22 protein-coding genes, 3 tRNA genes and 1 rRNA gene are annotated in these 22,630 nt (G+C 57.9%); 19 read left to right on the forward strand and 7 right to left on the reverse strand.

What is annotated here, in order from left to right:
* From IDH41_RS27380 to IDH41_RS27400, 5 genes are all read left to right on the forward strand, one after another.
* Nucleotides 1-91 (forward strand): 23S ribosomal RNA (locus tag IDH41_RS27380); the annotation flags it as partial.
* A 94-nt stretch (nt 92-185) separates the two neighbouring features.
* Nucleotides 186-262 (forward strand) — tRNA-Asp (locus tag IDH41_RS27385).
* 29 nt (nt 263-291) lie between these two features.
* Nucleotides 292-366 (forward strand) — tRNA-Gln (locus IDH41_RS27390).
* Nucleotides 367-378: 12 nt separating this feature from the next.
* Nucleotides 379-453: transfer RNA gene (locus IDH41_RS27395), tRNA-Gly, on the forward strand.
* 190 nt (nt 454-643) lie between these two features.
* Nucleotides 644-1,237: an AAA family ATPase gene (locus tag IDH41_RS27400; RefSeq protein WP_190866880.1), complete on the forward strand. Its 594-nt coding sequence runs from the start codon at nt 644-646 to the stop codon at nt 1,235-1,237.
* Here IDH41_RS27400 and IDH41_RS27405 read toward each other — a convergent pair.
* Nucleotides 1,234-2,634: a DUF5808 domain-containing protein gene (locus tag IDH41_RS27405; protein WP_190866882.1), complete on the reverse strand. Its 1,401-nt coding sequence runs from the start codon at nt 2,632-2,634 to the stop codon at nt 1,234-1,236. The two genes, IDH41_RS27400 and IDH41_RS27405, sit on opposite strands and share 4 nt — an antisense overlap.
* A gap of 173 nt (nt 2,635-2,807) precedes the next feature.
* On the opposite strand from IDH41_RS27405, the gene IDH41_RS27410 reads away from it, so the two are divergent.
* The 5 genes from IDH41_RS27410 (at nt 2,808) to IDH41_RS27430 (ending at nt 7,444) form a co-directional block, all read left to right on the forward strand.
* A complete protein-coding gene (locus IDH41_RS27410) occupies nt 2,808-3,806 on the forward strand; it encodes a Gfo/Idh/MocA family protein (protein WP_190866884.1) in 999 nt (332 codons plus the stop codon).
* A 228-nt stretch (nt 3,807-4,034) separates the two neighbouring features.
* Entirely contained in the window at nt 4,035-4,304 is a 270-nt protein-coding gene (locus tag IDH41_RS27415; protein WP_190866886.1) for a hypothetical protein, read from the forward strand.
* 58 nt (nt 4,305-4,362) lie between these two features.
* On the forward strand, nt 4,363-5,127 hold the full coding sequence (locus IDH41_RS27420; protein ID WP_190866888.1) for an NUDIX domain-containing protein: 765 nt from the start codon (nt 4,363-4,365) through the stop codon (nt 5,125-5,127).
* Nucleotides 5,128-5,148: 21 nt separating this feature from the next.
* A complete protein-coding gene (locus IDH41_RS27425) occupies nt 5,149-5,958 on the forward strand; it encodes a ribose-phosphate pyrophosphokinase (RefSeq protein WP_190866890.1) in 810 nt (269 codons plus the stop codon).
* A 1-nt stretch (nt 5,959) separates the two neighbouring features.
* Nucleotides 5,960-7,444, forward strand: coding sequence for a nicotinate phosphoribosyltransferase (locus IDH41_RS27430; RefSeq protein WP_190866892.1), 1,485 nt, complete (start codon nt 5,960-5,962; stop codon nt 7,442-7,444).
* 59 nt (nt 7,445-7,503) lie between these two features.
* Here IDH41_RS27430 and IDH41_RS27435 read toward each other — a convergent pair whose 3' ends face one another.
* A complete protein-coding gene (locus IDH41_RS27435; RefSeq protein WP_190866894.1) occupies nt 7,504-8,076 on the reverse strand; it encodes a hypothetical protein in 573 nt (190 codons plus the stop codon).
* Nucleotides 8,077-8,166: 90 nt separating this feature from the next.
* On the reverse strand, nt 8,167-8,769 hold the full coding sequence (locus IDH41_RS27440) for a TetR/AcrR family transcriptional regulator (RefSeq protein WP_190866896.1): 603 nt from the start codon (nt 8,767-8,769) through the stop codon (nt 8,167-8,169).
* Between the two features lie 145 nt (nt 8,770-8,914).
* Between IDH41_RS27440 and speD the strand changes: the two genes are divergently transcribed.
* On the forward strand, nt 8,915-9,736 hold the full coding sequence (speD, locus tag IDH41_RS27445) for an adenosylmethionine decarboxylase (protein WP_190866898.1): 822 nt from the start codon (nt 8,915-8,917) through the stop codon (nt 9,734-9,736).
* A gap of 1 nt (nt 9,737) precedes the next feature.
* Entirely contained in the window at nt 9,738-10,604 is an 867-nt protein-coding gene (locus tag IDH41_RS27450) for an SDR family oxidoreductase (protein WP_190866899.1), read from the forward strand.
* Nucleotides 10,605-10,627: 23 nt separating this feature from the next.
* Here IDH41_RS27450 and IDH41_RS27455 read toward each other — a convergent pair whose 3' ends face one another.
* The gene (locus IDH41_RS27455) at nt 10,628-11,512 is read right to left on the reverse strand and encodes an SDR family oxidoreductase (protein ID WP_190866902.1); all 885 of its coding nucleotides are present in this window, start codon (nt 11,510-11,512) and stop codon (nt 10,628-10,630) included.
* Between the two features lie 136 nt (nt 11,513-11,648).
* On the opposite strand from IDH41_RS27455, the gene IDH41_RS27460 reads away from it, so the two are divergent.
* The 7 genes from IDH41_RS27460 (at nt 11,649) to IDH41_RS27490 (ending at nt 17,915) form a co-directional block, all read left to right on the forward strand.
* A complete protein-coding gene (locus IDH41_RS27460) occupies nt 11,649-12,605 on the forward strand; it encodes a helix-turn-helix transcriptional regulator (protein ID WP_190866903.1) in 957 nt (318 codons plus the stop codon).
* A gap of 121 nt (nt 12,606-12,726) precedes the next feature.
* The gene (locus tag IDH41_RS27465) at nt 12,727-13,962 is read left to right on the forward strand and encodes an aminopeptidase (RefSeq protein WP_190866905.1); all 1,236 of its coding nucleotides are present in this window, start codon (nt 12,727-12,729) and stop codon (nt 13,960-13,962) included.
* 91 nt (nt 13,963-14,053) lie between these two features.
* The gene (locus IDH41_RS27470) at nt 14,054-14,272 is read left to right on the forward strand and encodes a helix-hairpin-helix domain-containing protein (protein WP_190866907.1); all 219 of its coding nucleotides are present in this window, start codon (nt 14,054-14,056) and stop codon (nt 14,270-14,272) included.
* Nucleotides 14,273-14,575: 303 nt separating this feature from the next.
* Nucleotides 14,576-15,634, forward strand: a complete 1,059-nt coding sequence (locus tag IDH41_RS27475; protein ID WP_190866909.1) for a fatty acid desaturase — start codon at nt 14,576-14,578, stop codon at nt 15,632-15,634.
* A gap of 68 nt (nt 15,635-15,702) precedes the next feature.
* Entirely contained in the window at nt 15,703-16,824 is a 1,122-nt protein-coding gene (locus tag IDH41_RS27480; RefSeq protein ID WP_190866911.1) for a sensor histidine kinase, read from the forward strand.
* A gap of 24 nt (nt 16,825-16,848) precedes the next feature.
* The gene (locus IDH41_RS27485) at nt 16,849-17,448 is read left to right on the forward strand and encodes a response regulator transcription factor (protein ID WP_190866913.1); all 600 of its coding nucleotides are present in this window, start codon (nt 16,849-16,851) and stop codon (nt 17,446-17,448) included.
* Nucleotides 17,445-17,915, forward strand: a complete 471-nt coding sequence (locus tag IDH41_RS27490) for a YdeI/OmpD-associated family protein (RefSeq protein WP_190866915.1) — start codon at nt 17,445-17,447, stop codon at nt 17,913-17,915. The genes IDH41_RS27485 and IDH41_RS27490 overlap by 4 nt, the downstream gene beginning before the upstream one ends.
* A 165-nt stretch (nt 17,916-18,080) precedes the next feature.
* Here IDH41_RS27490 and IDH41_RS27495 read toward each other — a convergent pair whose 3' ends face one another.
* From IDH41_RS27495 to IDH41_RS32055, 3 genes are all read right to left on the reverse strand, one after another.
* The gene (locus IDH41_RS27495) at nt 18,081-18,953 is read right to left on the reverse strand and encodes a tetratricopeptide repeat protein (protein ID WP_190866917.1); all 873 of its coding nucleotides are present in this window, start codon (nt 18,951-18,953) and stop codon (nt 18,081-18,083) included.
* 31 nt (nt 18,954-18,984) lie between these two features.
* On the reverse strand, nt 18,985-19,950 hold the full coding sequence (locus IDH41_RS27500) for an ATP-binding protein (protein ID WP_190866919.1): 966 nt from the start codon (nt 19,948-19,950) through the stop codon (nt 18,985-18,987).
* 93 nt (nt 19,951-20,043) lie between these two features.
* Nucleotides 20,044-22,578, reverse strand: coding sequence for a LuxR C-terminal-related transcriptional regulator (locus tag IDH41_RS32055; RefSeq protein ID WP_190866920.1), 2,535 nt, complete (start codon nt 22,576-22,578; stop codon nt 20,044-20,046).
* Nucleotides 22,579-22,630 lie beyond the last annotated feature (52 nt).

Below are 22,630 nucleotides of genomic sequence, written 5' to 3' on the forward strand. Positions count from 1 at the left end.
CCCCTTGAAGACGACGAGGTTGATAGGTTCGGGGTGGAAGCGCAGCAATGCGTGCAGCTGACGAATACTAATCGGTCGAGGGCTTACCCTAAAGAAATATCAGAAACTAAGCATTTCAGCACACACTTTCGTATCCAGTTTTCAGCGTGCAAATGATTCATGCTGACGGTAATTGCATTACATACGGAGCTGTGGTGTAGAGGCCTAACATGCCTGCCTGTCACGCAGGAGACCGCGGGTTCGAATCCCGTCAGCTCCGCCATTTCTTTACGGTATGGCTAACAACGTCGTTGGGGATTAGCCAAGCGGTAAGGCAACGGACTTTGACTCCGTCATGCCTAGGTTCGAATCCTAGATCCCCAGCCAACCTTTATATTTGCGGAAGTGGCTCAGCGGTAGAGCATCGCCTTGCCAAGGCGAGGGTCGCGGGTTCGATTCCCGTCTTCCGCTCCATTCATTCACTAAAGCATCTTGCGAAGCAGGATGCTTTTTTTGCGTTATTCGGCGTAGTGTCCATGCAGTTACGCTGCATTTCGTACAACGGAAATCCGACGTGGGAGCTCAGTGAGGCGATCGATGCATGCGGCTACGATCTTGTATAATCGGCGGAAGGGGCTTACGATAGAGGAGGGAGGCGAGATGGTTGCGGAAATTAGTGTTTTTCTTGGGGGGAGCCGGCGCGGGCAAGACGACGCTGGCGAAAGCAGTTGCCCGGAGAAGCGGCGCGGCGCTCTTCGATATGGATACGCTGCTGCGGCCGGCGGCGGTCGCGCTGATGACGCAGGCCGGACTCGATCCGAGCGATCGCGATTCGGCCGAGTACAAGAAGCTGTGCCGCGACCTGGGTTATCGCATTACGATGGATGCCGCGCTTGAGAATATCGGCATCGGCAACGACGCCTTCGTTATTGGTCCGTTCACGAAAGAAACGGAGGCCCCGGAGTGGATCGAGCGCGAGCTCGCTTCCATCGGAGTCTCTTTGGGAGACGTGGACGTGAAGGTTATTTTCGTCTCGTTGCAGGTTGAGCGTCTGTATTTCGAACGAATTGTCGGAAGAGGTTCGGAGCTCGATCAATGGAAGCTGGACCATTGGAACGATTTCAGCCGATCGCTTGGGAAGCGAGAGCTGAGCTGGCCCCTTCCGGCAGAGTCCGTGCTGTCCTACGACAATTCGGAACCGCTAGGCACCGAAACGATAGACGCCCTGGAGCGGTTCATTTACGGGACAAGCGTTTAGGCGCTCGGTTCGGGTGCGTCTCGTAAAGCTTTCAGTTCATCGAAAATCGCCTTTGTGTTAACCGCATTCTTGTCGTTGAAAATAACGTACTGGCCGTCCAGCTTCGCCAAAATGTACGGCGGCGATTTTTTGAATACATACAGCTTGGCGTTCCCGAGCTTCTCGAGGTTGAAGCTGCCGCGGGCATACTCGGCCGTAGCCGTTCCGTTCGTACGAAAGCCGCTCGGGATGGAATCCACCAGCGACAATTCGCGTACCTCGCCGATCTCGAAGCTGTAGTCGTGCAAAGGGTAATCGATCGCGACGATGCCGCTCTTCCCAATATGGAGCACGGGCGCCGTATGGTCGGACTGCACGGCGAACGCGGCGAGCGGCAGGATGATCGCGAAGGCGAGCACGACGCTGCCGTACCGGAACCATTTGCCCGCGCGGGTGGCCATGTTGAAGGTCGTACCGATGCCGACGCGTTTAGGAACCATGACCGATTGGTCATCCGGATTGTAGTAGGTGGATCCGTTAATCCAGTAAGCATCGTCGTCGGCGATCATCCCTTGACCGTCGCTCGCGGCAAGGCTCTCTTCCAGGGCGCGAACTTTGTTATGGACGAAGAAGACGGCGCCGAGCGGCACCAGCGATACCATTACGCCTCCGATCAGCCACAACGTGAAGTCGGAGGCGCTTCCGCTGTTCAATATCGCATAGGCCACCATCGCGTTAAGGCTTTCAAAAATAGCCATGCCAAGCCACAGAATGGACCAATATCGCCGGCTGGCGCGGTTGATCGCCGCATTGACGTCGGGGTTGCCGCCGTATATTTTCGAATCCAATTGGCGGAACGCATGGGAGATGGCGAACAATACGGCGGTCATGGCGAGCGAAGCGAAACCGGTCATTTTGAGAAGAACATTGGCGTTGGTAAACGATGCGACGATAAGCGTGACGGACATGAGGGCGGGAATGAGAAACCAGTAGGGCGATAAAGCCTTCGCTTGTTTGTGGTGCCGCAGCTTGGCATCCATCTGGACGAGCCTTTTTTCGCCGACGAACCAATCCTTCTCCCGCTTGAGCGCGGCGGCCTGGCGGTGTATGCGGTTGAACGGGAGCTTGGAGGTGTAAATAAAAGCCGCGAACCAAATGAACATATAGATAAGCGCCATGGAGAAGTAATCGGCGAGCGCAAAAAACGGAGCAATCGCCAATAACGAAACGACGCCGTACCAGGCATAGGTCTTCTTATACTCGGTCCGGAGCTTCGCGATCGAAGGGTCGAGCAGCGCGTCCGAGGGAAGCGTTACGCCGAACAAAAGCCGGTTGCGGGGCGTGGCCTGCCGGATAAACATAACCATTATGCAAATGTAAGCTAACAGGGCGGGTACGATGAAATAGATAGCGTCCATGATCGTGCCTCCTTTTGGATGATGGTTGTTGGCATCTTAATACAAAAGCTGGATTTTGTCAAAGGCGCGGGGCGGCCGATTTGGACAGAAGTTTCCTTGCGAGGCTATAATAGGAGGAGACTTTGGACACTTTTTTTTGGAAGCGAAATTAGCACAACGAGGAGCTGCAAGCCATGATAAGATTCGGATTGATCGGGACGAACTGGATTACGGAGGCGTTTATCGACGCCGCGCGGGAGGTCGAAGGATTCCAATTGGCGGCGGTGTATTCGCGCTCGGAAGAAACGGGACGCGCATTCGCGGAGAAGCACGGGATCGCGGCGGTTTTCACCGATGTGGACGCGATGGCCGGCAGCGGCGAGATCGACGCCGTCTATATCGCAAGCCCCAACGCTTATCACGCGGTGCATGCGGTGGCGTGTATGAATCGGGGGGTGCACGTGCTATGCGAGAAGCCGCTCGCTTCGAACGTACAAGAAGCCCGGCGGATGATCGAGGCTGCGCGAAGCAACGGCGTGCTGCTGATGGAGGCGATGAAGTCGACGCTGCTGCCCGGTTTTAAGGCGATACGGGATAACGTCGCGAAGCTGGGGACGGTTCGCCGTTATTTTGCGAGCTACTGCCAATACTCCTCCCGCTACGACGCTTACAAGGCGGGGACGGTGCTTAACGCGTTCAATCCCGTGTTCTCGAACGGGGCGCTGATGGATCTCGGCGTGTACGGCCTCTATCCGCTCGTGGCGCTGTTCGGAAAGCCGGAAGCCGTCAAAGCGACGGGGGTCATGCTGGAGTCCGGCGTCGACGGCGAAGGCAGCATCGTGCTGCAGTATCCGACAATGGATGCGGTCGTCATGTACTCGAAAATTACCGACTCTTCGCTGCCTTCCGAAATTCAGGGCGAGGGCGGAAGCATCGTCATCGACAAGATCAGCGAGCCCGGCAAAATCGAGTTGCGGTATCGAAACGGTGAGGCCGAGGATCTCTCGCAGCCGACGAATCCGAAGACGATGTATTACGAAGCGGCGGAGTTTATCGAACTGATCCGGGCGGGGCGGACGGAGTCGTCGGTCAATACGTTCGAGAATACGCTGAAGACGCTGGAAATTATGGACGAAGCCAGAAAACAGCTCGGCCTTGTCTATCCGGCGGATTTGGCTGCGGCTGCGGATTAGCGTGGATAGGATCCAGTCAAAAGCATGCTTAGAGGCGGAGTTTATGATTTGACTGGATATTATCCAACCAAACAGACGAAAAAGGACGTTCGGAGCCAATTTTCGAGCATTTTGGATGGAAAAAGTACATTCAAATCAAGTAGAGTGAAAGGAAAGGCTGCTTTTGGCTGGATGAAATACAGGCAAATCAAGCAGCGGGTCGAATAGGCGAGCCAAAAAGCGGCTTCAATGAAGGAAAGCCTGCCTTTTGGCTGGATGACGTACATGCGACCCGGGGATCTGGCTGAACGGGGCGTGCATGGCAGCAACAGCCTGCAATTGGAGAAGCGGCGAACAGCCGCTTTTTTTCGTGCCGGGCCGGCGCTTGCCGGGTCACCTTCGCAGCGTCCGCCTGCCAAGGCAGCAGAGCGGCAAGAGCCAGCGGTCGGCGATGTGAAGAGTGACTGCCGCCTCTCCGCAAGCCTATTTTTGACAAAAGGGATTGACATCGACCTTTGATAATGTCATTATGATAATATCAAATCGACAAAATAAAATTAGCAGGTGAACCGAAACGATGATCGAGAACGAATCGAACTATTCCGCGAGTCGATACCGGACGCCTGACGGGGCGCCCGCGGATATCGTGATCTTCACGATCGTGTCGTCCGGAAAGCGGACGAAGAAGAAGGCTTTGCCGACGCGCGAGCTGCAGGTGCTGCTGATCCAGCGCAAAATATGGCCGTTCGAGGGACAGTGGGCGCTGCCGGGCGGCTTTACGAAGGAAACGGAATCGGTATACGATTGCGCGCTTCGGGAGCTGAAGGAGGAGACGGCGGTGGATCACGTGAAGCTGGAGTATTTCAACGCGTACAGCGCTCCCGGCCGCGATCCGCGCGGATGGATGATCTCGCACGCGTTTCTGGCGCTCGTGAACGAGCGGCAGCTTGCGCATCGGGCCGCGGCGGTGGACGCGATGGACGTTCGGCTGTTCCCGGTCGAAGAAGCGCTGCGGCTGGAGCTGGCCTTCGACCACAGGCAAATTTTGAGCGACGCCCTGCAGGTCGTTCGCCGCAAAATGATGACGACGAAGATCGCCAAGGAATTTCTGCCGGAAGCGTTCACGTTAAGCGAGCTGTACCAGGTGATCCGGACGGTCGTGCCGGATTACGAGGAGCCGAATTTTATCCGCAAGCTGACATCGACGAAGAGCCGCAGCGCGATTCTCGAAGAGGTCAAGGACGAGAAGGGCGAGCCGTTGTCGTCCAACCAATATTCGCAGCGGGCGGCGCAGCTGTACCGGTTCACGGATGACGAGCCTTCATTGTCGATATACGGCTAATAGGGGAGAGGAGAGACGGCCATGATGAAGCTGAACGGCAAGGAGCTGAGCTTTAAAACGTTTCCGAACGGGGAGACGCTGGTCGACGGCGAACAAATTTTAACGCATATGACGGATTTCAACGCGATCTATTGGAAGTACGAGGACGACGGCGATCTGATCAGGCTCATGTTCGTGAAGAGCTATCTGGATGCTCGCGGAGCCAATTGCTCGCTGACGATCGCGTATATGCCGTACAGCCGGATGGACCGGGTAGAGGGCACGTCCGTATTCACGCTTAAGGCGGCGGCGGCGTTCATCAATTCGCTCCGGTTCGAATCCGTGACGGTCATCGAGCCGCATTCCGACGTTACGCCGGCGCTGATCGACCGGAGTCTGACGAAATATCCGACGCTGCAGCTGATCGGGCAGGTCGCGGCCGAGATCGGGTTCGATCCGGAGCAGGATTATTTGTTCTTCCCGGACGCGGGCGCGCAGAAGCGCTACAGCAAGGTGACGGGCTACAAGCAGCTCGTCGGCTTCAAGGAGAGGGATTTCCGGACCGGCGACATCAAAAGCCTGGAGGTCGTCGGGCAGCTGCCGGCGGGCGCCTTCAAAGCGATCATCGTCGATGACTTGTGCTCGTACGGCGGCACCTTCCTGAGGAGCGCGGAGAAGCTGAAGGCGCTCGGGGCAACGAATATTTATTTGCTGGTCGCGCACTGCGAGAAATCGATTTACAAAGGAAAGCTGCTCGGTTCGGGACTAATCGACCGCGTGTACACAACAGATACGATACTGGAGCCGGGCGGCCATGATGACATTCACGTATACGAAATGGGAGGTTTGTGAGATGAGCGAACGATTCGTTTACCCGGCAACGCTGCTGTGCGATTTCTATAAGGTCAGCCACAAAAATCAATATCCGAAAGGGACGGAGCTGGTCTATTCGACCTGGACGGCCCGCACGAGCCGCCTCGAAGGCATTAACGAAGTCGTCGCCTTCGGCTTCCAATCGTTCGTCAAGCAGTATGTGATCGACTACTTTAATGAGCATTTCTTCGCACGAACGAAGGAGGAGGTCGCCGAAGAGTACAGGAGAGTAATCCGCCACGCGCTCGGCGAGGCGGATCCGGACGCTTCGCATATCGAAGAGCTGCACGAGCTCGGCTATTTGCCGATCAAAATCAAAGCGATCAAGGAAGGCACGCTCGTACCGGTTCGGGTGCCGATGCTGACGATCGAAAATACGCTGCCGCGGTTTTTCTGGCTGACCAATTATTTAGAGACGCTCATGTCGTGCCAGCTGTGGATGCCGGCGACGAGCGCCACGCTCGCCTTCGAATACCGCAAAATATTGGAGGACTATGCGCGCAAAACAAACGGAGACGTATCGGGCGTGCCGTTCCAAGGGCATGATTTCTCGATGCGCGGCATGGGCGCGCTGGAGGCGGCGCTCGGCAGCAGCGCGGGGCATTTGATTTCGTTTACCGGTACGGATACGATCCCGGCTATTCTCTATTTGGAAAATTACTACAACGCCAATATGGAACGCGAGCTGGTCGGCACCTCGATTCCGGCGACGGAGCACAGCGTCATGTGCGCGCACGGACGGGATGAAATGGCTTCGTACCGATACCTCATCAAAGAAATATACCCGAGCGGCTTCGTCTCGATCGTATCGGACACGTGGGATTTGTGGAGCGTGCTGGACGTGGTGATCCGGGGGCTGAAGGACGACATCCTGAGCAGGGATGGCCGAGTCGTCATCCGACCGGACAGCGGCGACCCGGTTAATATCATTTGCGGCGATCCGGACGGGGAGAGCGAATTCGAGCGCAAGGGCGTCATCGAGCTGCTATGGGACATCTTCGGCGGCACGGTGACGGAGAAGGGCTACAGGCAGCTGGACAGCCACATCGGCGCCATCTACGGCGACGCGATCACGATCGCGCGCTGCCGCGAAATTTGCGAGAAGCTCGAGGCCAAAGGCTTCGCTTCGACGAATATGGTATACGGCATCGGCTCGTTCACGTACCAGTACAATACGCGCGATACGTTCGGGTTCGCCCTGAAATCGACGTTCACGATCGTGAACGGCGAAGAACGCAAAATTTACAAGGATCCGAAGACGGACAGCGGCGTCAAAAAATCGCAAACCGGCCTCGTCCTCGTCACGGAGGAGAACGGGAAGCTGGTCTATACGGATAACCTCGGCGTCGCGGAATACGAGCGGCGCAAGGAGGAGGACCGGCTCGAGGTCGTGTTCGAGAACGGCAAGCTGATGCGGGACATGAAGCTGTCGGACGTGCGCGCGAACTTATTGGCTCATTTATAAATAGCAGGAAGGCTGCCGCTTCGTCGCGTACGAGGCCGGCGGCCTTTTTCGCTTATACGTCATTTTGCCGCCTCGCGGTCCTCCCGCCCGGGATCGTGATCGACGGCGAAGGCGAAGGCGACTTTGACGAGATAAAATAAGAGCGTTGCGAGCAGCAGCTTCGGAAGGGACCCGGCGTACTGCAGCAGGAAAAAGCCGATGCCGGCGCAAAGCAGAGCCGCCCCAATCGTGCGCTGCGCGTAATGCCGCGCGCAAGCATTGACGATGAGGGCGCTGGCGGCCGCATACAGCCAAACGAACAGGCAGGCGGACCAGCCTTCGCCGAGCAGCCAGGCAAGCAGAAGCGGCTGGACGTGCACGAGGATGAACAGGTAACGGGCGCCCGGGCTTGCCCGGTAATACCGATTCGTGGATGCGGTAAAATTGGCGATGACTCCCCCGTTAATATCGAGCAGCAGCAGCGCGAGCGCCGCGACTTTCCAGCCGGCGAGCGTCAGCCACTCCTTGGCGGAATAAGCGAGCATCGCCGCGCTCATCGCAGCGCTGAAGAACAAGGTGACGGACAGCTCAAGGACGCTCGTGCGCCTGCCGAAAAGCTCATACAAATAGGGCGGGATGTTCACGGTTTTCATCGTTTTCGATTCCTCCTCATCGTTTAGAAATTGACTGATCGATCGGTCAGTTATAAGGCGAATAAAAATGCCCGCTGGACAAACGGGCATTTATTCGTTGTCGAGCAGCCGGACGATCATCTGCGCTTGCATGCGCCAAGCGTGCTCGAAGCGCGCGGCTTCGCCGTGCAGCAATACGTGCAGCCCCATGCCGTCGATCGTCGACAGCAGGACGGACGCCAGACTGTCGATCGTCTCAGGGGAGACGCGCGGCGAAGCGAGCTTCTCCAGTTGACGGCAGAGCAGACCGTGCATCTCGTCCGCGCAGCTCACCAGAAGCCCGCGGTACGTTTCATGGAACATCCCCTCGTGGTAATAGGAGAAGAACGCTTTGAACACGGCGACCTCTTCCTCGCGCGCGCCCGTGACGAATCCGCCTACGGCGGTCAGGAAATGCGCCGGATCCCGATACTCGGCATGCAAAGGGGCAAGCATCGCTTCGAAGATTCGCCGGAGCACCCCGGTGCGAATGTCTTCGATCGTAGCGTAATGGTGAAAAATATTGCTTTTGCTTACGCCCGACGCGCTCGCCAGCTTGGCCGCGGACAGCATCCGAACGCCTTCCGCCGCGATGATCGCGATGGCGGCCTCCTCGATGCGGGCGCGCGTCTGGCCGCCCTTCTCCGTTCGTTTATCCGAAAGTTGCGATGTCAACGGCTTCCCTCCTCATGCCGATCATCATATCACTGACCAATCGGTCAGTCAATATCGGCGAAGCATTTCGAATCCGGTGCGTCTGACGGAAGGGAATGCTTTGTTTTTTTTAGGAAATAGTAGTAGTTGAACAGGGGGGATTCGAGTGAAGCTAACGCCGGAGCAGCGGATTCAGCTGCATGGCTTCAATAACCTGACCAAATCGTTAAGCTTCAACATGTACGATATTTGCTACACGCGGACGAGGGAGGAGCGCGAAGCTTACATCGCTTACATTGACGAGCAGTACAATTCGGACAGGCTGACGAAAATATTGAGCACGGTGTCGGATATTATCGGCGCGCATGTCCTGAACATCGCCAAGCAGGATTACATCCCGCAGGGCGCCAGCGTCACGCTGCTCGTGTCGGAAGGGCCGGTCGATACGGCGCCGACGGAGTCGTTCGAGGAATCGCCGGGCCCGCTTCCGGAGTCGGAGGCGGTCGTCATGCATTTGGACAAAAGCCATATTACGGTGCATACGTACCCGGAATACCATCCGAACGAAGGGATCAGCACGTTCCGGGCGGACATCGACGTATCGACCTGCGGCGAAATATCCCCGCTCAAGGCGCTCAACTATTTGATCCACTCGTTCGATACCGATATTATGACGATCGATTACCGGGTGCGCGGATTCACGCGCGACATTAACGGGTATAAACTGTTCATCGACCATGACATCAATTCGATCCAGAACTACATACCGAGGGAAGAAGCCGAGTTGTATGACATGATCGACGTGAACATTTACCAAGAGAACGTGTTTCACACCAAGTGCAAGCTGAAGCAGTTCGATCTGAACAATTATTTGTTCGGCTACACGAAGGATTCGCTGACCGGGCAAGAGCAAGAGGAAATTACGAGAAGATTGAAAACGGAAATGGACGAAATCTTCTACGGAAAAAACATGAAGGAGCTGAATTGACGTGACCTCATCCTCGAAAAAGCAAATCAACCCGCCGCAGCATCAGAACCGCCAGCCGGGCATCGAATCCGAGATGAAGCCGCTCCCCGTATTCGAAACGGACGCCTATCGCCCCGCGGGCAAGCTGAAAGGGAAGACGGCGCTGATCACGGGCGGAGACAGCGGCATCGGCCGCGCGGTGGCGGTCGCCTTCGCGAAGGAAGGCGCGGACGTCGCGATCGTCTATCTGAACGAGCACGAGGACGCGAAGACGGCGAAGGCCGCGGTCGAGAAGGCCGGCGCGAAATGCCTGCTCGTCGCGGGCGACATCGGCGACGAGGGCTTTTGCCGAAGCGCCGTGGATCAGGCCGTGAAGTCGCTCGGCAAGCTGGACGTCCTCGTGAACAACGCCGCCGAGCAGCATGTAAGGCAGAAGCTCGAGGACATTACGGCGGAGCAGCTGCAGGCCACGTTCCGCACGAACGTCTTTGGCATGTTCTATCTGACGATCGCCGCCATGCCGCATCTCAAGAAGAAGTCCGCTATTATCAATACGGCGTCGATTACGGCGTACCGGGGCAATCCGACGCTGATCGACTATTCCGCGACCAAGGGAGCGATCGTATCGTTCACCCGGTCGCTGGCCGTCAATGTGGCGGGCCAAGGTATCCGGGTGAACGGCGTCGCGCCGGGACCGATCTGGACGCCGCTCATCCCGTCCACCTTCGACGAGAAGGCCGTCGCAGAATTCGGCTCGGACACGCCGATGCAGCGCCCGGGCCAGCCGCATGAGCTGGCGTCGGCTTACGTGTATCTGGCCTCGGACGATTCAAGCTATATGACCGGGCAAATTTTGCATGTGAACGGCGGCGAAGTCGTGAACGGTTAACCGATCGCGGCTGCGCGCTTTCCTTACAGGAAGCCGTTCGCCTTGGCGTAATTGCCCCAGTGCGGCCGCCGCCCGTCGATATCGGTTATGCCGAATTCGTCGGACAGCTGCCAGCTCGGGAATACGCGCCCGGAGCGCTCCGGTAAGTTCCTGACGGCGGCGAGCGCTGCGATGCCACGTCCGACGAAGTAAGGCGTCTCCGACTGGCCGAAATGCTCGGCTTGCGGCTTGCCGCCATGAACGGCATCCATCCAGTTGTCCTTCGTTACGCCGAAGTGCTTCAGCATCTCCTCGGAACGGAGAAAGCCGGGCGTCACGGCAACCGCCGCGACGCCGTGCGGTTTAAGGTCGGCGGCCATCGCCTCGGCCAGATGGATCGGCGATATTTTGGCCAAGCTGTAGAACAAGCTGCCCCGGTAGCGGTAATCGATCCCGTCCGTCACCTCGACGATGAGACCCGTCTTTCTCTTCACCATAAGCGGCGCCCCGTAGTGGCTCGTTATTAGATGCGCCTTCACGGCCCGCTCCTGCATCAATAAGCCCTTCCGCAGCGAATGCTCCCAGAACGGCTTCTCCCACTCCGTCAGCTGCTCGCCGCCCCAAATGTTGTTGACGAGCAGATCGAGGCGGCCATCTTGCTCGTCTTTGATCCGCTCGAACAAAGCCTCGACGTCCTCCGGGACCGTATGGTCCGCTCTGACCGGTATGCCCAATCCGCCTAGCGACGAGACCAGCTCGGCCGTCTCCTCGATCGTCTCCGAACGGTTCAAGTCGGACGCTTGTCCGCGCACGCTTCTTCCCGTGCAGTAGACCGTCGCTCCCGCCTCGCCGAGACTGGCCGCGATTCCGCGTCCCGCTCCGCGCGTCGCACCCGCGACGACCGCTATTTTGCCTGCCAATGGTTTCATCTTGATCGCTCCATTCCATCGTTTTATTCACCGTCAGCGTACCAAACGAAATACGACAACCTTTGTCATATATCAATGCTATAATAAAAAATAAGAATGGATCTTAGCGGATGAATAAGAAAGGCGGTGGCGCCGCATGCGGGCGGGCCGGTTACTATCGATCGTGTTGCTTATGCAAAATTACGGCAAGCTGACGGCGAAGGAGCTGGCGGAGAAGCTGGAGGTATCCGAGCGGACGATTCTGCGCGACATGGACTCGCTGAGCGGCGCGGGCGTTCCGGTGTACGCGGAGCGGGGGCAGCGCGGGGGCTGGGCGCTCTCCGAAGGCTACCGGACGAACTTGACGGGGATGCGCGCGGAGGAGCTTGCATCGGTGCTGGTGGCGAGCCAATCGGGCTTGCTGGGCGACCTCGGCATCGAGAAGCATTTCGAAGCGGCGGTTCAGAAGCTGCTCGCCGCTTCTCCCGACGAGGCGAGCAAGGATGCGGCGCTGGCGAGGCAGAAGATTCATATCGACGGGGCGGGCTGGCATCGTTCGAACGAAACGGCGCCGCTCCTCTCGGTCGTACAGGAGGCGGTGTGGGAGGAGAGGAAGCTGCGGATCGCTTACGGCAGGGAGGACGGTCCCGCGGAGCGCGTCGTTCATCCGCTCGGCTTGGTGGCGAAGCGCAGCGTCTGGTACTTGGTCGCGGAGTCGGAGGGCGAGCTGCGGACGTACCGCATCTCCCGGCTAACCGCGGCGGAGACGCTGGCGGAGCGGTTCGAGCGGCGGCCCGGATTCGACCTGGCCGCCTGCTGGGAGCAATCCATCAGCGAATTCAAGCGGCGGCTGCCGAAATACCCGGCCAAGGTGAAGGTGCGGGAAGCGACGGCGGGGCGCCTCGCGAAGGAGCGGTTCGTCCGTCTGGCCGAACCCATGCCGGCGGATGGCGGCTGGATGGTCGCGGAGGCCGAGTTCGAGACGCTGGAGTCGGCCTGCGAAATCGTGCTTAGCTTCGGCCGGCGCATCGAAGTGCTGGAGCCGGAGGAGCTGCGGGCAATGGTGCGGGCCGAAGCGGCGGCATCGGCAGCGCTGCACGAAGGCGAGCATTGAATGGGCGCGGCGGTGCCGGACATCGGCGTTTCATTTGACTCCGAGCTCGGGAATTCGATACAATTTAACCCATAGCCATATCAATTTTATCGATCGTATAGAAGGAAGGAGATTAGGCGCGATGAGTCAATTTGAACAGCTACTCGATAAATACGCCGAATTGATCGTTCGGGTCGGCGTGAACGTGCAGCAAGGACAGGAGGTATTCCTTGCAAGAGCGCCGATCGATCAAGCGCAGCTCGTCAGGCAGATCGCACGCAAGGCGTACGAAGCCGGCGCGAGCAACGTGCACGTGGATTGGTCGGACGACGAGCTTGGCCGTTTGAAGTACGAGAAAGCGGCCGACGACGTCTTCACCCGCTTGCCGGCCTGGGAGACGGCGATGCGTAACGCGCTCGTCGAGAATGGCGCGGCGTTTATCTCGATCACCTCCTCAACCCCCGACCTGCTGAAGGGCATCGATCCGCAGCGGATCGCGAACTTCCAGAAGGCTTCGGGCGAAGGGCTGAAGGAGTTCCGCCGGGCGATTCAGTCCGACAAGGTCAGCTGGACGGTCGTGGCGGCCGCCGGCAAGGATTGGGCGAAGAAGGTGTTCCCGCACGCTTCGGAAGCGGAGGCGGTCGAGCGGCTGTGGAAGGCGATCTTCGATTCCGTCAGGCTGCATAACGAAGATCCGGTCAAGGCATGGGATGAGCATAACGCGACGTTACATACGAAGGGCGAGAAGCTGAACGAGAACCGGTTCCGGAAGCTGCATTACACGGCGCCGGGCACCGACCTGACGATCGAACTGCCGGAGGGCCATGTATGGGTCGCGGCGGGCAGCACGAACCAGAACGACGTCCCGTTCATGGCCAACATGCCGACGGAGGAAGTGTTCACCGTTCCGCTGAAGACCGGCACGAGCGGCTACGTCTCGAGCACGAAGCCGCTCAGCTACGGCGGCAACATCATCGACCGCTTCAAGCTGACGTTCGAGAACGGGCGCATCGTGAAGGTGGAAGCGGAGGAAGGGCAGGACATTTTGCAGAAGCTGGTCGATACGGACGAAGGCTCGCATTACCTCGGAGAGGTTGCGCTCGTTCCGCACGAATCGCCAATCTCGCAATCGAACATTTTGTTCTACAATACGCTGTTCGACGAGAATGCGTCGAACCATCTGGCGATCGGCAGCGGCTACGCCTTCAACATCGAGGGCGGCAAGACGATGTCGCCGGAGGAGCTGGAGGCAAAGGGCGTTAACGCGAGCATTACGCACAACGACTTCATGATCGGCTCGGCCGAGATGGATATCGACGGCATTAAGGACGACGGCACGGTCGTTCCGATCTTCCGCAAAGGGAATTGGGCGATTTAACCACAAGGCCCTGTAAGCAACGCAAGGCACGTTTCTCTACCGGGGAGGCGTGCCTTGTTGTACTTCTATCGAGGACTAGGAGGCGTTCATGATGGACCGTTCCGCGAAACCGACGACTGGCAGCGATCTGCCCAAAATTAGCCGCCCCGCGACGCAAGCGCTCGCGGAAGCCGGGATTTACAGGCTTGAGCAGCTTACGAAAGTGATGGAAGCGGATATTTTGAAGCTGCACGGCATGGGGCCCAAAGGAATTCGCATACTTAACGAAGCGCTCAAGGAAAATGGGCTGTCGTTCGCCCCGAAAAAATAGGTGCGATTCGGCGTCTTACGCCGATGTTACGCTGATTACGAAGAACCCGCTAATACGGCCAACCAACTGCCGCTCTTTCAACAGGTCTATATATTGACCTGTTTTTTTGCGTTACCGGCATGGCTGCGCCAATGCATGTTCGACGAATGACAAAAAAATCCGGCAACCATGACGTTTGTCATGTCCCCTCACTGACGTTTATGACTTCAGCGGACCGGCGCCAATCTTTACAATTAGGGAAGATTAGCGCTTCCGACGTCCGAAAGCATGCTTGCGGCGTCCACTTGAGGAGGAAATAGGACCATGACAGAGCCGAAGCACGCCCAATTGAGAAAAACGGTTGCCCCATTCGAGAAAACGAACGTAAAAACGAGCGTCAGGCAAATGGCGAATACGCTTATTCCCCTAGTCCTGCTCTGGTATGCCGCTTATGCGAGCTTATCGGTCTCCTACTGGCTGACGCTGGCAATTTGCATCGTCGCATCCGGGTTCGTCATTCGAACATTCATTATTTTTCATGACTGCTGTCACGGCTCGTTCTTCCAAAGCAAGAAGGCGAACGATATCGTCGGCACGATAACCGGCGTTCTGACGCTCGTGCCGTATTTGCAATGGAAAAACGCGCATGCCATTCACCATGCGACGAGCAGCAATCTCGACAAGAGAGGCGTCGGCGATCTGTGGATCCTGACGGTGGAGGAATACGCGTCCGCATCGTTCATCAGCCGTTTGGCTTACCGCATCTACCGCCAGCCGCTCGTCATGTTCGGACTTGGCCCGATCTACGTGTTCCTCATCCAATACCGGTTCAATCGCAAAGGCGCGAAGCGGAAGGAGAAGCTGAACACTTACTTGACGAACGCATTGCTCGTGGCGCTTTACGCGCTGCTATGCTGGGCTATCGGCTGGCAGGCGTTCGCGATGGTCCAGGGACCGATCTTTTTCGTATCGGGGCTGCTCGGCGTCTGGCTGTTCTACGTTCAGCATCAATTCGAGGATTCCTATTTCGAACACGATGACGAGTGGAGCTACGTGAATGCGGCCGTGGACGGAAGCTCGTATTATAAATTGCCGAAGGTTCTGCAATGGATTACCGGAAACATCGGCTTTCACCATGTCCATCACCTGAGCCCGAAGGTGCCGAATTACTATTTGGAGGATGCCCACAACGCGACGCCGCCGCTGCACAAGGCGACGACGATCAACATAAGGGAAAGCTTGGCGTCGCTGCGGTTCCGGCTGTGGGACGAGGAAGCGAAGAAGTTCGTCAGCTTCAAGGCCGTCAAGACGCGCATGCGGAAGGCCGGGAAGGCGGACGAGAAGAAGCTGAGCTCCGCCCGGCCCAGCCTGCAGGGCAAATGATTACGTTCGGCGCCGATTGTGCTAGAATAGGCAGTATATGAAGACGAATGGGGAATTAGGTGGACGGCATGAACAAGTGGTATCAGATTTTTCATAAAAACACCGGTCTGCTTCCTTACGTGTGGATCGTCTTCTGCATCCTGCCGTTTTATTTCATCTTTCAATCGTCCTCGACTTACGAAGCGGCATCCGGCATCGTCATGATCATTTTGTTCTTCGTCTGCTACCGGCTGTCCTTCGGCGCCAAGGGCTGGCTCGTCTACTTCTGGACCAGCGGCCAGATTGTCATCTCGATCGCGATGACGCTGCTGTTCAGTTATGTCTATTTTTCGATTTTTCTCGCTTTCTTTATCGGAAATATTCAGAATCGCGCCGGCTTCTTCACGCTGTACGCGATCCATATCACAAGCACGTTCGTCACGGTCAATTACGGCTTCGCAACGCAGAACAAGCTGTTTTTCACGCAGTTTCCGTTCATCCTGATCAGTCTGATCGTCGTGATCCTGCTGCCTTTCAATACGTACAACCGAATCAGGCAGGGGCAGCTTGAAGGTCAGCTCGAGAACGCGAACAAGCGGATATCGGAGCTGGTGAAGCTCGAGGAGAGGCAGCGCATTTCGCGAGACCTGCACGATACGCTCGGCCAGAAATTGTCGCTGATCGGTTTAAAGAGCGATCTGGCGGGGAAGCTGATGAGTACGAACCCTGCCCAGGCGCTCGCCGAAATAAACGACGTCCATCAGACGGCAAGAACGGCGCTCAAGGAAGTAAGGGAAATGGTTACACAGATGCGGGGCGCGAAGCTCGAGGATGAGCTGTTCCGGGTCAGGCAAATGTTGAAGGCGGCGCAAATCGAATTCGAGTTCGAGGGCGAATCGGCGCTGAAGGATACGACGCTCATTGCGGAGAACGTGCTCAGCATGTGCTTGAAGGAAGCGGTCACGAACGTCGTGAAGCATAGCGCCGCCTCCGCATGCTCGGTGAGTATCGAGTCGTCCCGCACGGAGGTGGTGCTTCGCGTGAAGGACAACGGCGTCGGATTCAAGGAACGCAGCAAAACCGGAAGAGGGCATGGGCTTCAAGGGATGAAGGAGCGTCTGGAATTCGTGAACGGGAGTCTCGAGGCCGGATCAAGCGATGGCGCCGTTCTTACGATCCGGGTGCCCAAAGTAATCAGGCAGGTTGAATGAAGCCAGCGGGGAGGGAGTCGGAATATGATTCGAATCGTCATTGCCGAGGATCAGCGCATGCTGCTGGGCGCCCTTGCGTCCTTGCTTGATTTGGAGGAGGACATGAAGGTCGTCGGCCGGGCAAGCAACGGGGAGGACGCGATCTCGCTCGTTCATCAGCATAAACCGGATGTGTGCATCATGGATATCGAAATGCCGGCGAAGACCGGGCTGGACGCGGCGGAGGAGCTGAAGGGGCTCGGCACGAAGGTCATCATTCTGACGACCTTTGCCCGTTCCGGCTACTTCGAGAGGGCGCTCAAGGCCGGCGTACGCGGCTATTTGCTCAAGGACAGCCCGAGCGAGGAGCTCGCGAATTCGATCCGCAGCGTCATGGCCGGCAGGCGCATCTTCGCCTCCGAGCTCGTGGACGAAGCTTACGGGCAGGAGAATCCGCTGACCGAGCGGGAGAAGGAAGTGCTGGGGCTGGTCGCGGACGGCAAAAACACGAAGGAAATCGCAAGCGAGCTGTTCATTACGACGGGAACGGTCCGCAATTACATTTCGGTCATTCTCGACAAGCTGGACGTCAGCAACCGGATCGAAGCGATTACGAGGTTCAAGGAGAAAGGCTGGTTTAAATGACGGAGCAGAAATTCGAGGCCGTCCTTGTCAGGCCGGAAGCGGTAGGGGCATGGACCTATATGACGGTCCCGTTCGACGCGGAGAAGCTGTTCGGAAGCAAAGCGCGCATAGCCGTGAAAGGGACGATCAACGGCGTTTCGTACAAAGGGACGTTGATGCCGAACGGCAACGGGGAGCATTTCATGGTCGTCAACCAAGCGATTCGCGATGCGATCGGCGCCGAAGCGGGCGACCGGGTAACGGTTACGATGGAGCGGGACGAAGAGGCGCGGATCGTGCGCGTTCCGGACGACTTCGCCGGGCAGTTGGCCGGGCATCCGAAGGCGGAAGCGGCGTTCCATAAGTTCTCGTATTCGTGCCAGAAGGAATACGTCGATTGGATCGAATCAGCGAAGAAGGCCGAGACGAGGCAAAGCCGGATACAGAAGGCGATCGAGAAGCTGACGCTGGAGCAGAAGCTGAAATAAAGGCACGCTTTCGGGTGGGAATCGCTCGGAAGCGTATTTTTTGCGAAGCAGCAGACAGCCGAGTAAAAAGGACACCGCAGCCGCCAGGCGAACCGCGTCCGTCATACGGTCGCAGCCTAGTGGGCGATGTCCTTATTTTTATTGCGCTAAGCCCTGTCGCAGCCGCTATCTTCTTCTCGTCCAGCCGAACACCTTCACATGCACGAGCAGCTTCGTAATCCAGTGCGTCGCGACGTACAGCACGATGAAGACGAGCACGAGCGGCTTGAACAAGATCCAAAGAACGAGCCAGCTGACGAGAATTTGCCAAGGCTTCATCTTCTTCGCCAGATTGCCCGGCGTCAGCAGAATCCGGTAAATCAGGTAGTTCTTCTGCAGCGCGACGAGAAATTCGTCCCGGATCTGCTTGTTCTCCGGATCGAGCCGGATTGCGTTCTTCAGCATGAGCAAATAATCCTCGTAATCATTGCGCCGCTCCGCCGCCCAAGCCAGGTGCAAGTATACGATCTCGGACTCCACCTCCAGGCGAAGGGCTTTGGCGGCAAGCGCCCTCGATTCGTCCAAATTGCGCAGCAGCGCTTCGTTGTAACTGAGGGTCGAGAGGAATAACGGATTCTCCGGCGTAATATCAAGCGCCTGCAGCATGTAAGCCTTCGCCTCGTCGAACTTGCCGCTTTTGTTGCTCAGATTGGCCTGCAAAAAATAATAGTGAGGCTCGTACGGATCGATCCGCATCGCTTCTTCAAGCGCCTGCTTCGCCGCTTTCCAATTCTCGGTATCGTAATAGGCCGTCGTGCGGACGAACCAGGCGATCCCGTTCTCCGGGTCGCGCTTCAGCGCTTCGTCCGACCAGCGAAGGGCATGCTCGTAGTTTTCCATCCGGAGGCTGACGTGGGCAAGCATCGCATAGGCGTCCGGGTCCTCGGGCTCCTCGCGGATGAGCTGCATCGCCTCATCGGCCGCTTCCTTGTACTTTCGCCATTCCATAAGCTGATGGATTCTGGCGTATCGGCTGCTGCTCAAGTTGGCATCGATCATGTTCGGGCTCCCCTCACCTCGCTCTATCCGCTTATTTCAATCCGTTCGCTTTCATATAGTCCAGCACGATTTGATAGTCTTGGTTGACGTCGCTGAACGTCGCGTAGTTTTTGGCCGTCGCGAACCAGTCCAGCGTCGTCGCTTTGCGCGACTTCGCCGCCTTCTTCAAATCGTCCTGCCGGATCGGCTGGATGTCGCCCGTCTCGAGCGTCCGCTCGAGCGCCCCTTCCACCGCGTCCTTCACGATCTGCTCCAGATCGGCGCCCGAAAAATGCTTCGTCTCGCGAGCGATCCGGTTCAGTTCGAGGGAAGCGAGCGGTTTACCCGCCAGCTTCAGCTGCAGAATCGCGGCGCGCTCGGCCTCCTCCGGCGGCGGTACGAAAATCATATGATTGAACCGGCCCGGCCTGCGAAGCGCCGAGTCCAAGTACCATGGCGTGTTCGTCGCGCCGATGACGAATACTTGGTCGTTGAACGTCCGCAGCCCGTCGAGCTCCATCAGCAGCTGGTTGACGAGAATACGGTCGTGATGCTGGCGCATCTGGTTGCGGCTGCCGCCCATGGCGTCGAGCTCGTCGATAAAAATGACGCAAGGCTTATTCTCGCGGGCCTTCTCGAAAATATCGTGCAAATTGTTCTCGCTCTGCCCGACGTACATGCCCAGTATCGCTTGCAGCTCGATATGCATGAAGTTCGCGTCGATTTCGCCCGCTACCGCCCGGGCGAGGAACGTTTTGCCGCAGCCGGGAGGGCCGTACAGCAGCAGGCTTCCGCCGGCCTCTTTGCCGTACGCGGCGAACAACTCGGGCTGCTTCAGCGGCAAAATGAAATTCATCCGGATTTTTTTCTTCACGTCCTCCAGTCCGCCGACATCGGCGAACGTCTCGTCGGGCTTCTCCGATTCTACGATGTCCTTGCCGTCCTTATCGAAATGCAGCACCTTCAGCTTGTTGCGCCGCCGTTCGGCGAGGTCGTCGCGGTCATTGAAATCTGACATGTCATCACCCTTTTACGATTAGAAATTACTTTCATTATACTAAATTTCGGAAGCGGGGAGGGGATTTGGAAGATTTTTATAATCTTCGCTTCGTCAGCTCTCGTCCAGCAGCCGCAGCTGCTGAGCGGCCATAAGCGCCTGCGTCCGCGACGAAACGTTCAGCTTCGCGTAGATGCGCGACAAATACACCTTTACCGTCCCTTCCGTCAGCGACAGCTTGGCCGCGATGTCCTTGTTCGCGGCGCCTTGCCGGATGAGCCGAAGCAGCTGCAGCTCGGTTCGGTTAAGTTCTTCCGCTGCGGAAGGAGGCTTGGCCGCCGCATCGGGCTTGTCCGGGAACAGCGCCAGCAGCCTCGTTACATACTCGCCGGATACGGCCCTCCTGCGCGCCTGCGCGTCGTCGCTTTGCATGAGCTGACCGTATTTGCGCAGCAGCTGTCCGAGCGATTCCCCTTCGTCCAAGTAGCTGCGTAAATAGCCGAACGGTTCCGTCATCGCGAGCGCTTCCTCCAGCAGCACGAGCGCGGCGGTTCGGCGTCCAAGCTGCTCTTCGAGGCAGGCTTCCACGATTGTAAGCTCGACAATGCTGACGACGTGGTTCTCTCTGACGGCTTGGGCCTTCAGCAGCGACAGCAGCCGCAGCGATTCGATCTCCTTGCGCTGTGCGCCAAGCAGCCGGATCAGCGCGACATATTCATAATATTTGGAGAAGACCGGCCGGTCCTTCGCGGTGACCGAAAGCAAGGGGAGAAGCTTCTTCGCATACTGTACGTTGCCTTCCATGAGGCATAGACGGATTTTGCAAGCATGCAGCGCCCGCTTCCAATGCGGGCTCATCCGCTCGTTCGTCGCTTTGTGCAGCGCTTCGTCGATGGCGTCATGGGCCAGATAGGGCTTGCCCTGCGCCATGTGGATCAGCGACTGCGCGATCCGGTTCGGCACGAACAAGCCCGGCGTCCGGTTCGCGCGCGAGGCGCGGTCGACGACGGGAAGAAGCGCCGCCGCGTGGTCCAGCCTGTTCCATTCGTAGTACCCCTCGCCAAGGGACTGCATGACATACAGATTGATGAGGGATTCGTTCCAGTTATGAGCGTTCAGCGTGCTCGTGAAAAGGCGGGCGATGCTCTCCGTGTCGGTCGTAAGCGTGCCGTTCATTCCGAAGTCGGTCCTTCTCACGAGCGGCTCCGTCACATTGTAATTGAAATTGTAGTAGATCGAATCCCGAGGCAGCATTTGGTCGAGTCCGCCGCTGGCAAAAGAAAGCCACTGCTCGAACTTGCCGGTCGTAAACAGCAGATTGGATTTGACGAACAGCAAGCCGCTCTGGATTTGCTGCCTCCGCTCGCCGGGAGGAAGCCCCCTGCCGTACTGCTCGATGCCGGCGAGCAGTTCCTCCGCCCGGCCGGAATGGCCGGTCACGACAAGGACGAACGCGTGCAGGAGCGACGTCTCCGGGAGGCGCCCGGTCCGCTCCTCCGGGAAGCTGTCCAGCCAGCGCTGCAGCGTCGCGAATTCCCCTTGCGTGAGCAAGGCGGGAGCATGCCGCTCGAGCAGCCGTTCGGCGAAGGCGGCGTCCCGCGAAACGATGGCGTGGTCAATGGCTTCGACGACGTAGCCGAGCTCGGCAAAAATCGCGCTGGCCGCGCGGTTGGCGGCCAGCCATTGCTCCTCGTCCTGCCGCCGCATCCGATTTTGCAAAAAATCCGCGAAAAGATGATGGTAGCGGAACCAGCCGTTATGCTCGTCCAGCGCGATGAGAAACAAATTGCGCGCTTTGAGCTGCTCCAGCATCGCCTCGCTGTCGTTGTTGCGCAAGAGCTCGTCGCATATCCGGGCGTTCAGGCGGGCGAGCATCGAGGTATGCAGCAGAAATCGGGCCGTTTGTTCCGGAAGTCCGGCGAACACCTCTTGAAATAAGTAATCGGCGACGAAGCGATGGCCGCCGGAGAAGCTGTCGATGAGGCGGTCGTAATCGGGCTCGCCTTGCAGGGAGATGGAGAATAGCTGCAGCGCCGTCACCCAGCCCTCCGATCGCTTATGAAGCGCGGCGATTTGCGATGGCGTCACGGACAGCTCGGTCGTCTTGCCGTAGTAATCCGCGGTTTCGCCCAGCGTGAATTGCAGCTGGCGGACGTCAAGCAGCGTCAGCTCGTCCCTGGCGGCCCATTTCACCGTCGGCAACGGCAGCTCCGAGCGGCTTGCGATCACGAGATGCGCATGCTCCGGCAGATTGTCGACGAAGTAGGCGGCGTGGGCATGAAGCTCCGGAAGCCGTATGAACTGGTAATCGTCCCATGCGAGGACGATCGGCTCCGGATAACGATAAAGCTCGTTGATCAGCGCGTCGATGAACGTGTCGGCCGCTGTCGCCTTAAGCATCGGAAGCAGCTGCGAGCAGCGGTCGGCCAGCCGGGGGCAGGCTTCGATGACCGATTGGGTGACATATCGCCAGAATCGTACGATGTCGTTGTCCCTCTCGTCCAAAGACAGCCAGGCGACCGCTTGGCCGCGCTCCCGGGCCCACTCGCCGAGCAGCGTCGTTTTGCCGAAGCCGGCAGGCGCGCATACGGCCGTCAAACGGCGAAGCGCGCCATTGTCGAGCTGTTCGTTCAGGCGGCTTCGGCGCACGAGCTTTTTCCGCAAGACGGGCGGAACGGTTTTTGTTCGTAACAGGATATCA

It is taken from the genome of Paenibacillus arenilitoris (genome assembly GCF_014705655.1).
In the GTDB taxonomy this organism is placed as follows: domain Bacteria; phylum Bacillota; class Bacilli; order Paenibacillales; family Paenibacillaceae; genus Pristimantibacillus; species Pristimantibacillus arenilitoris.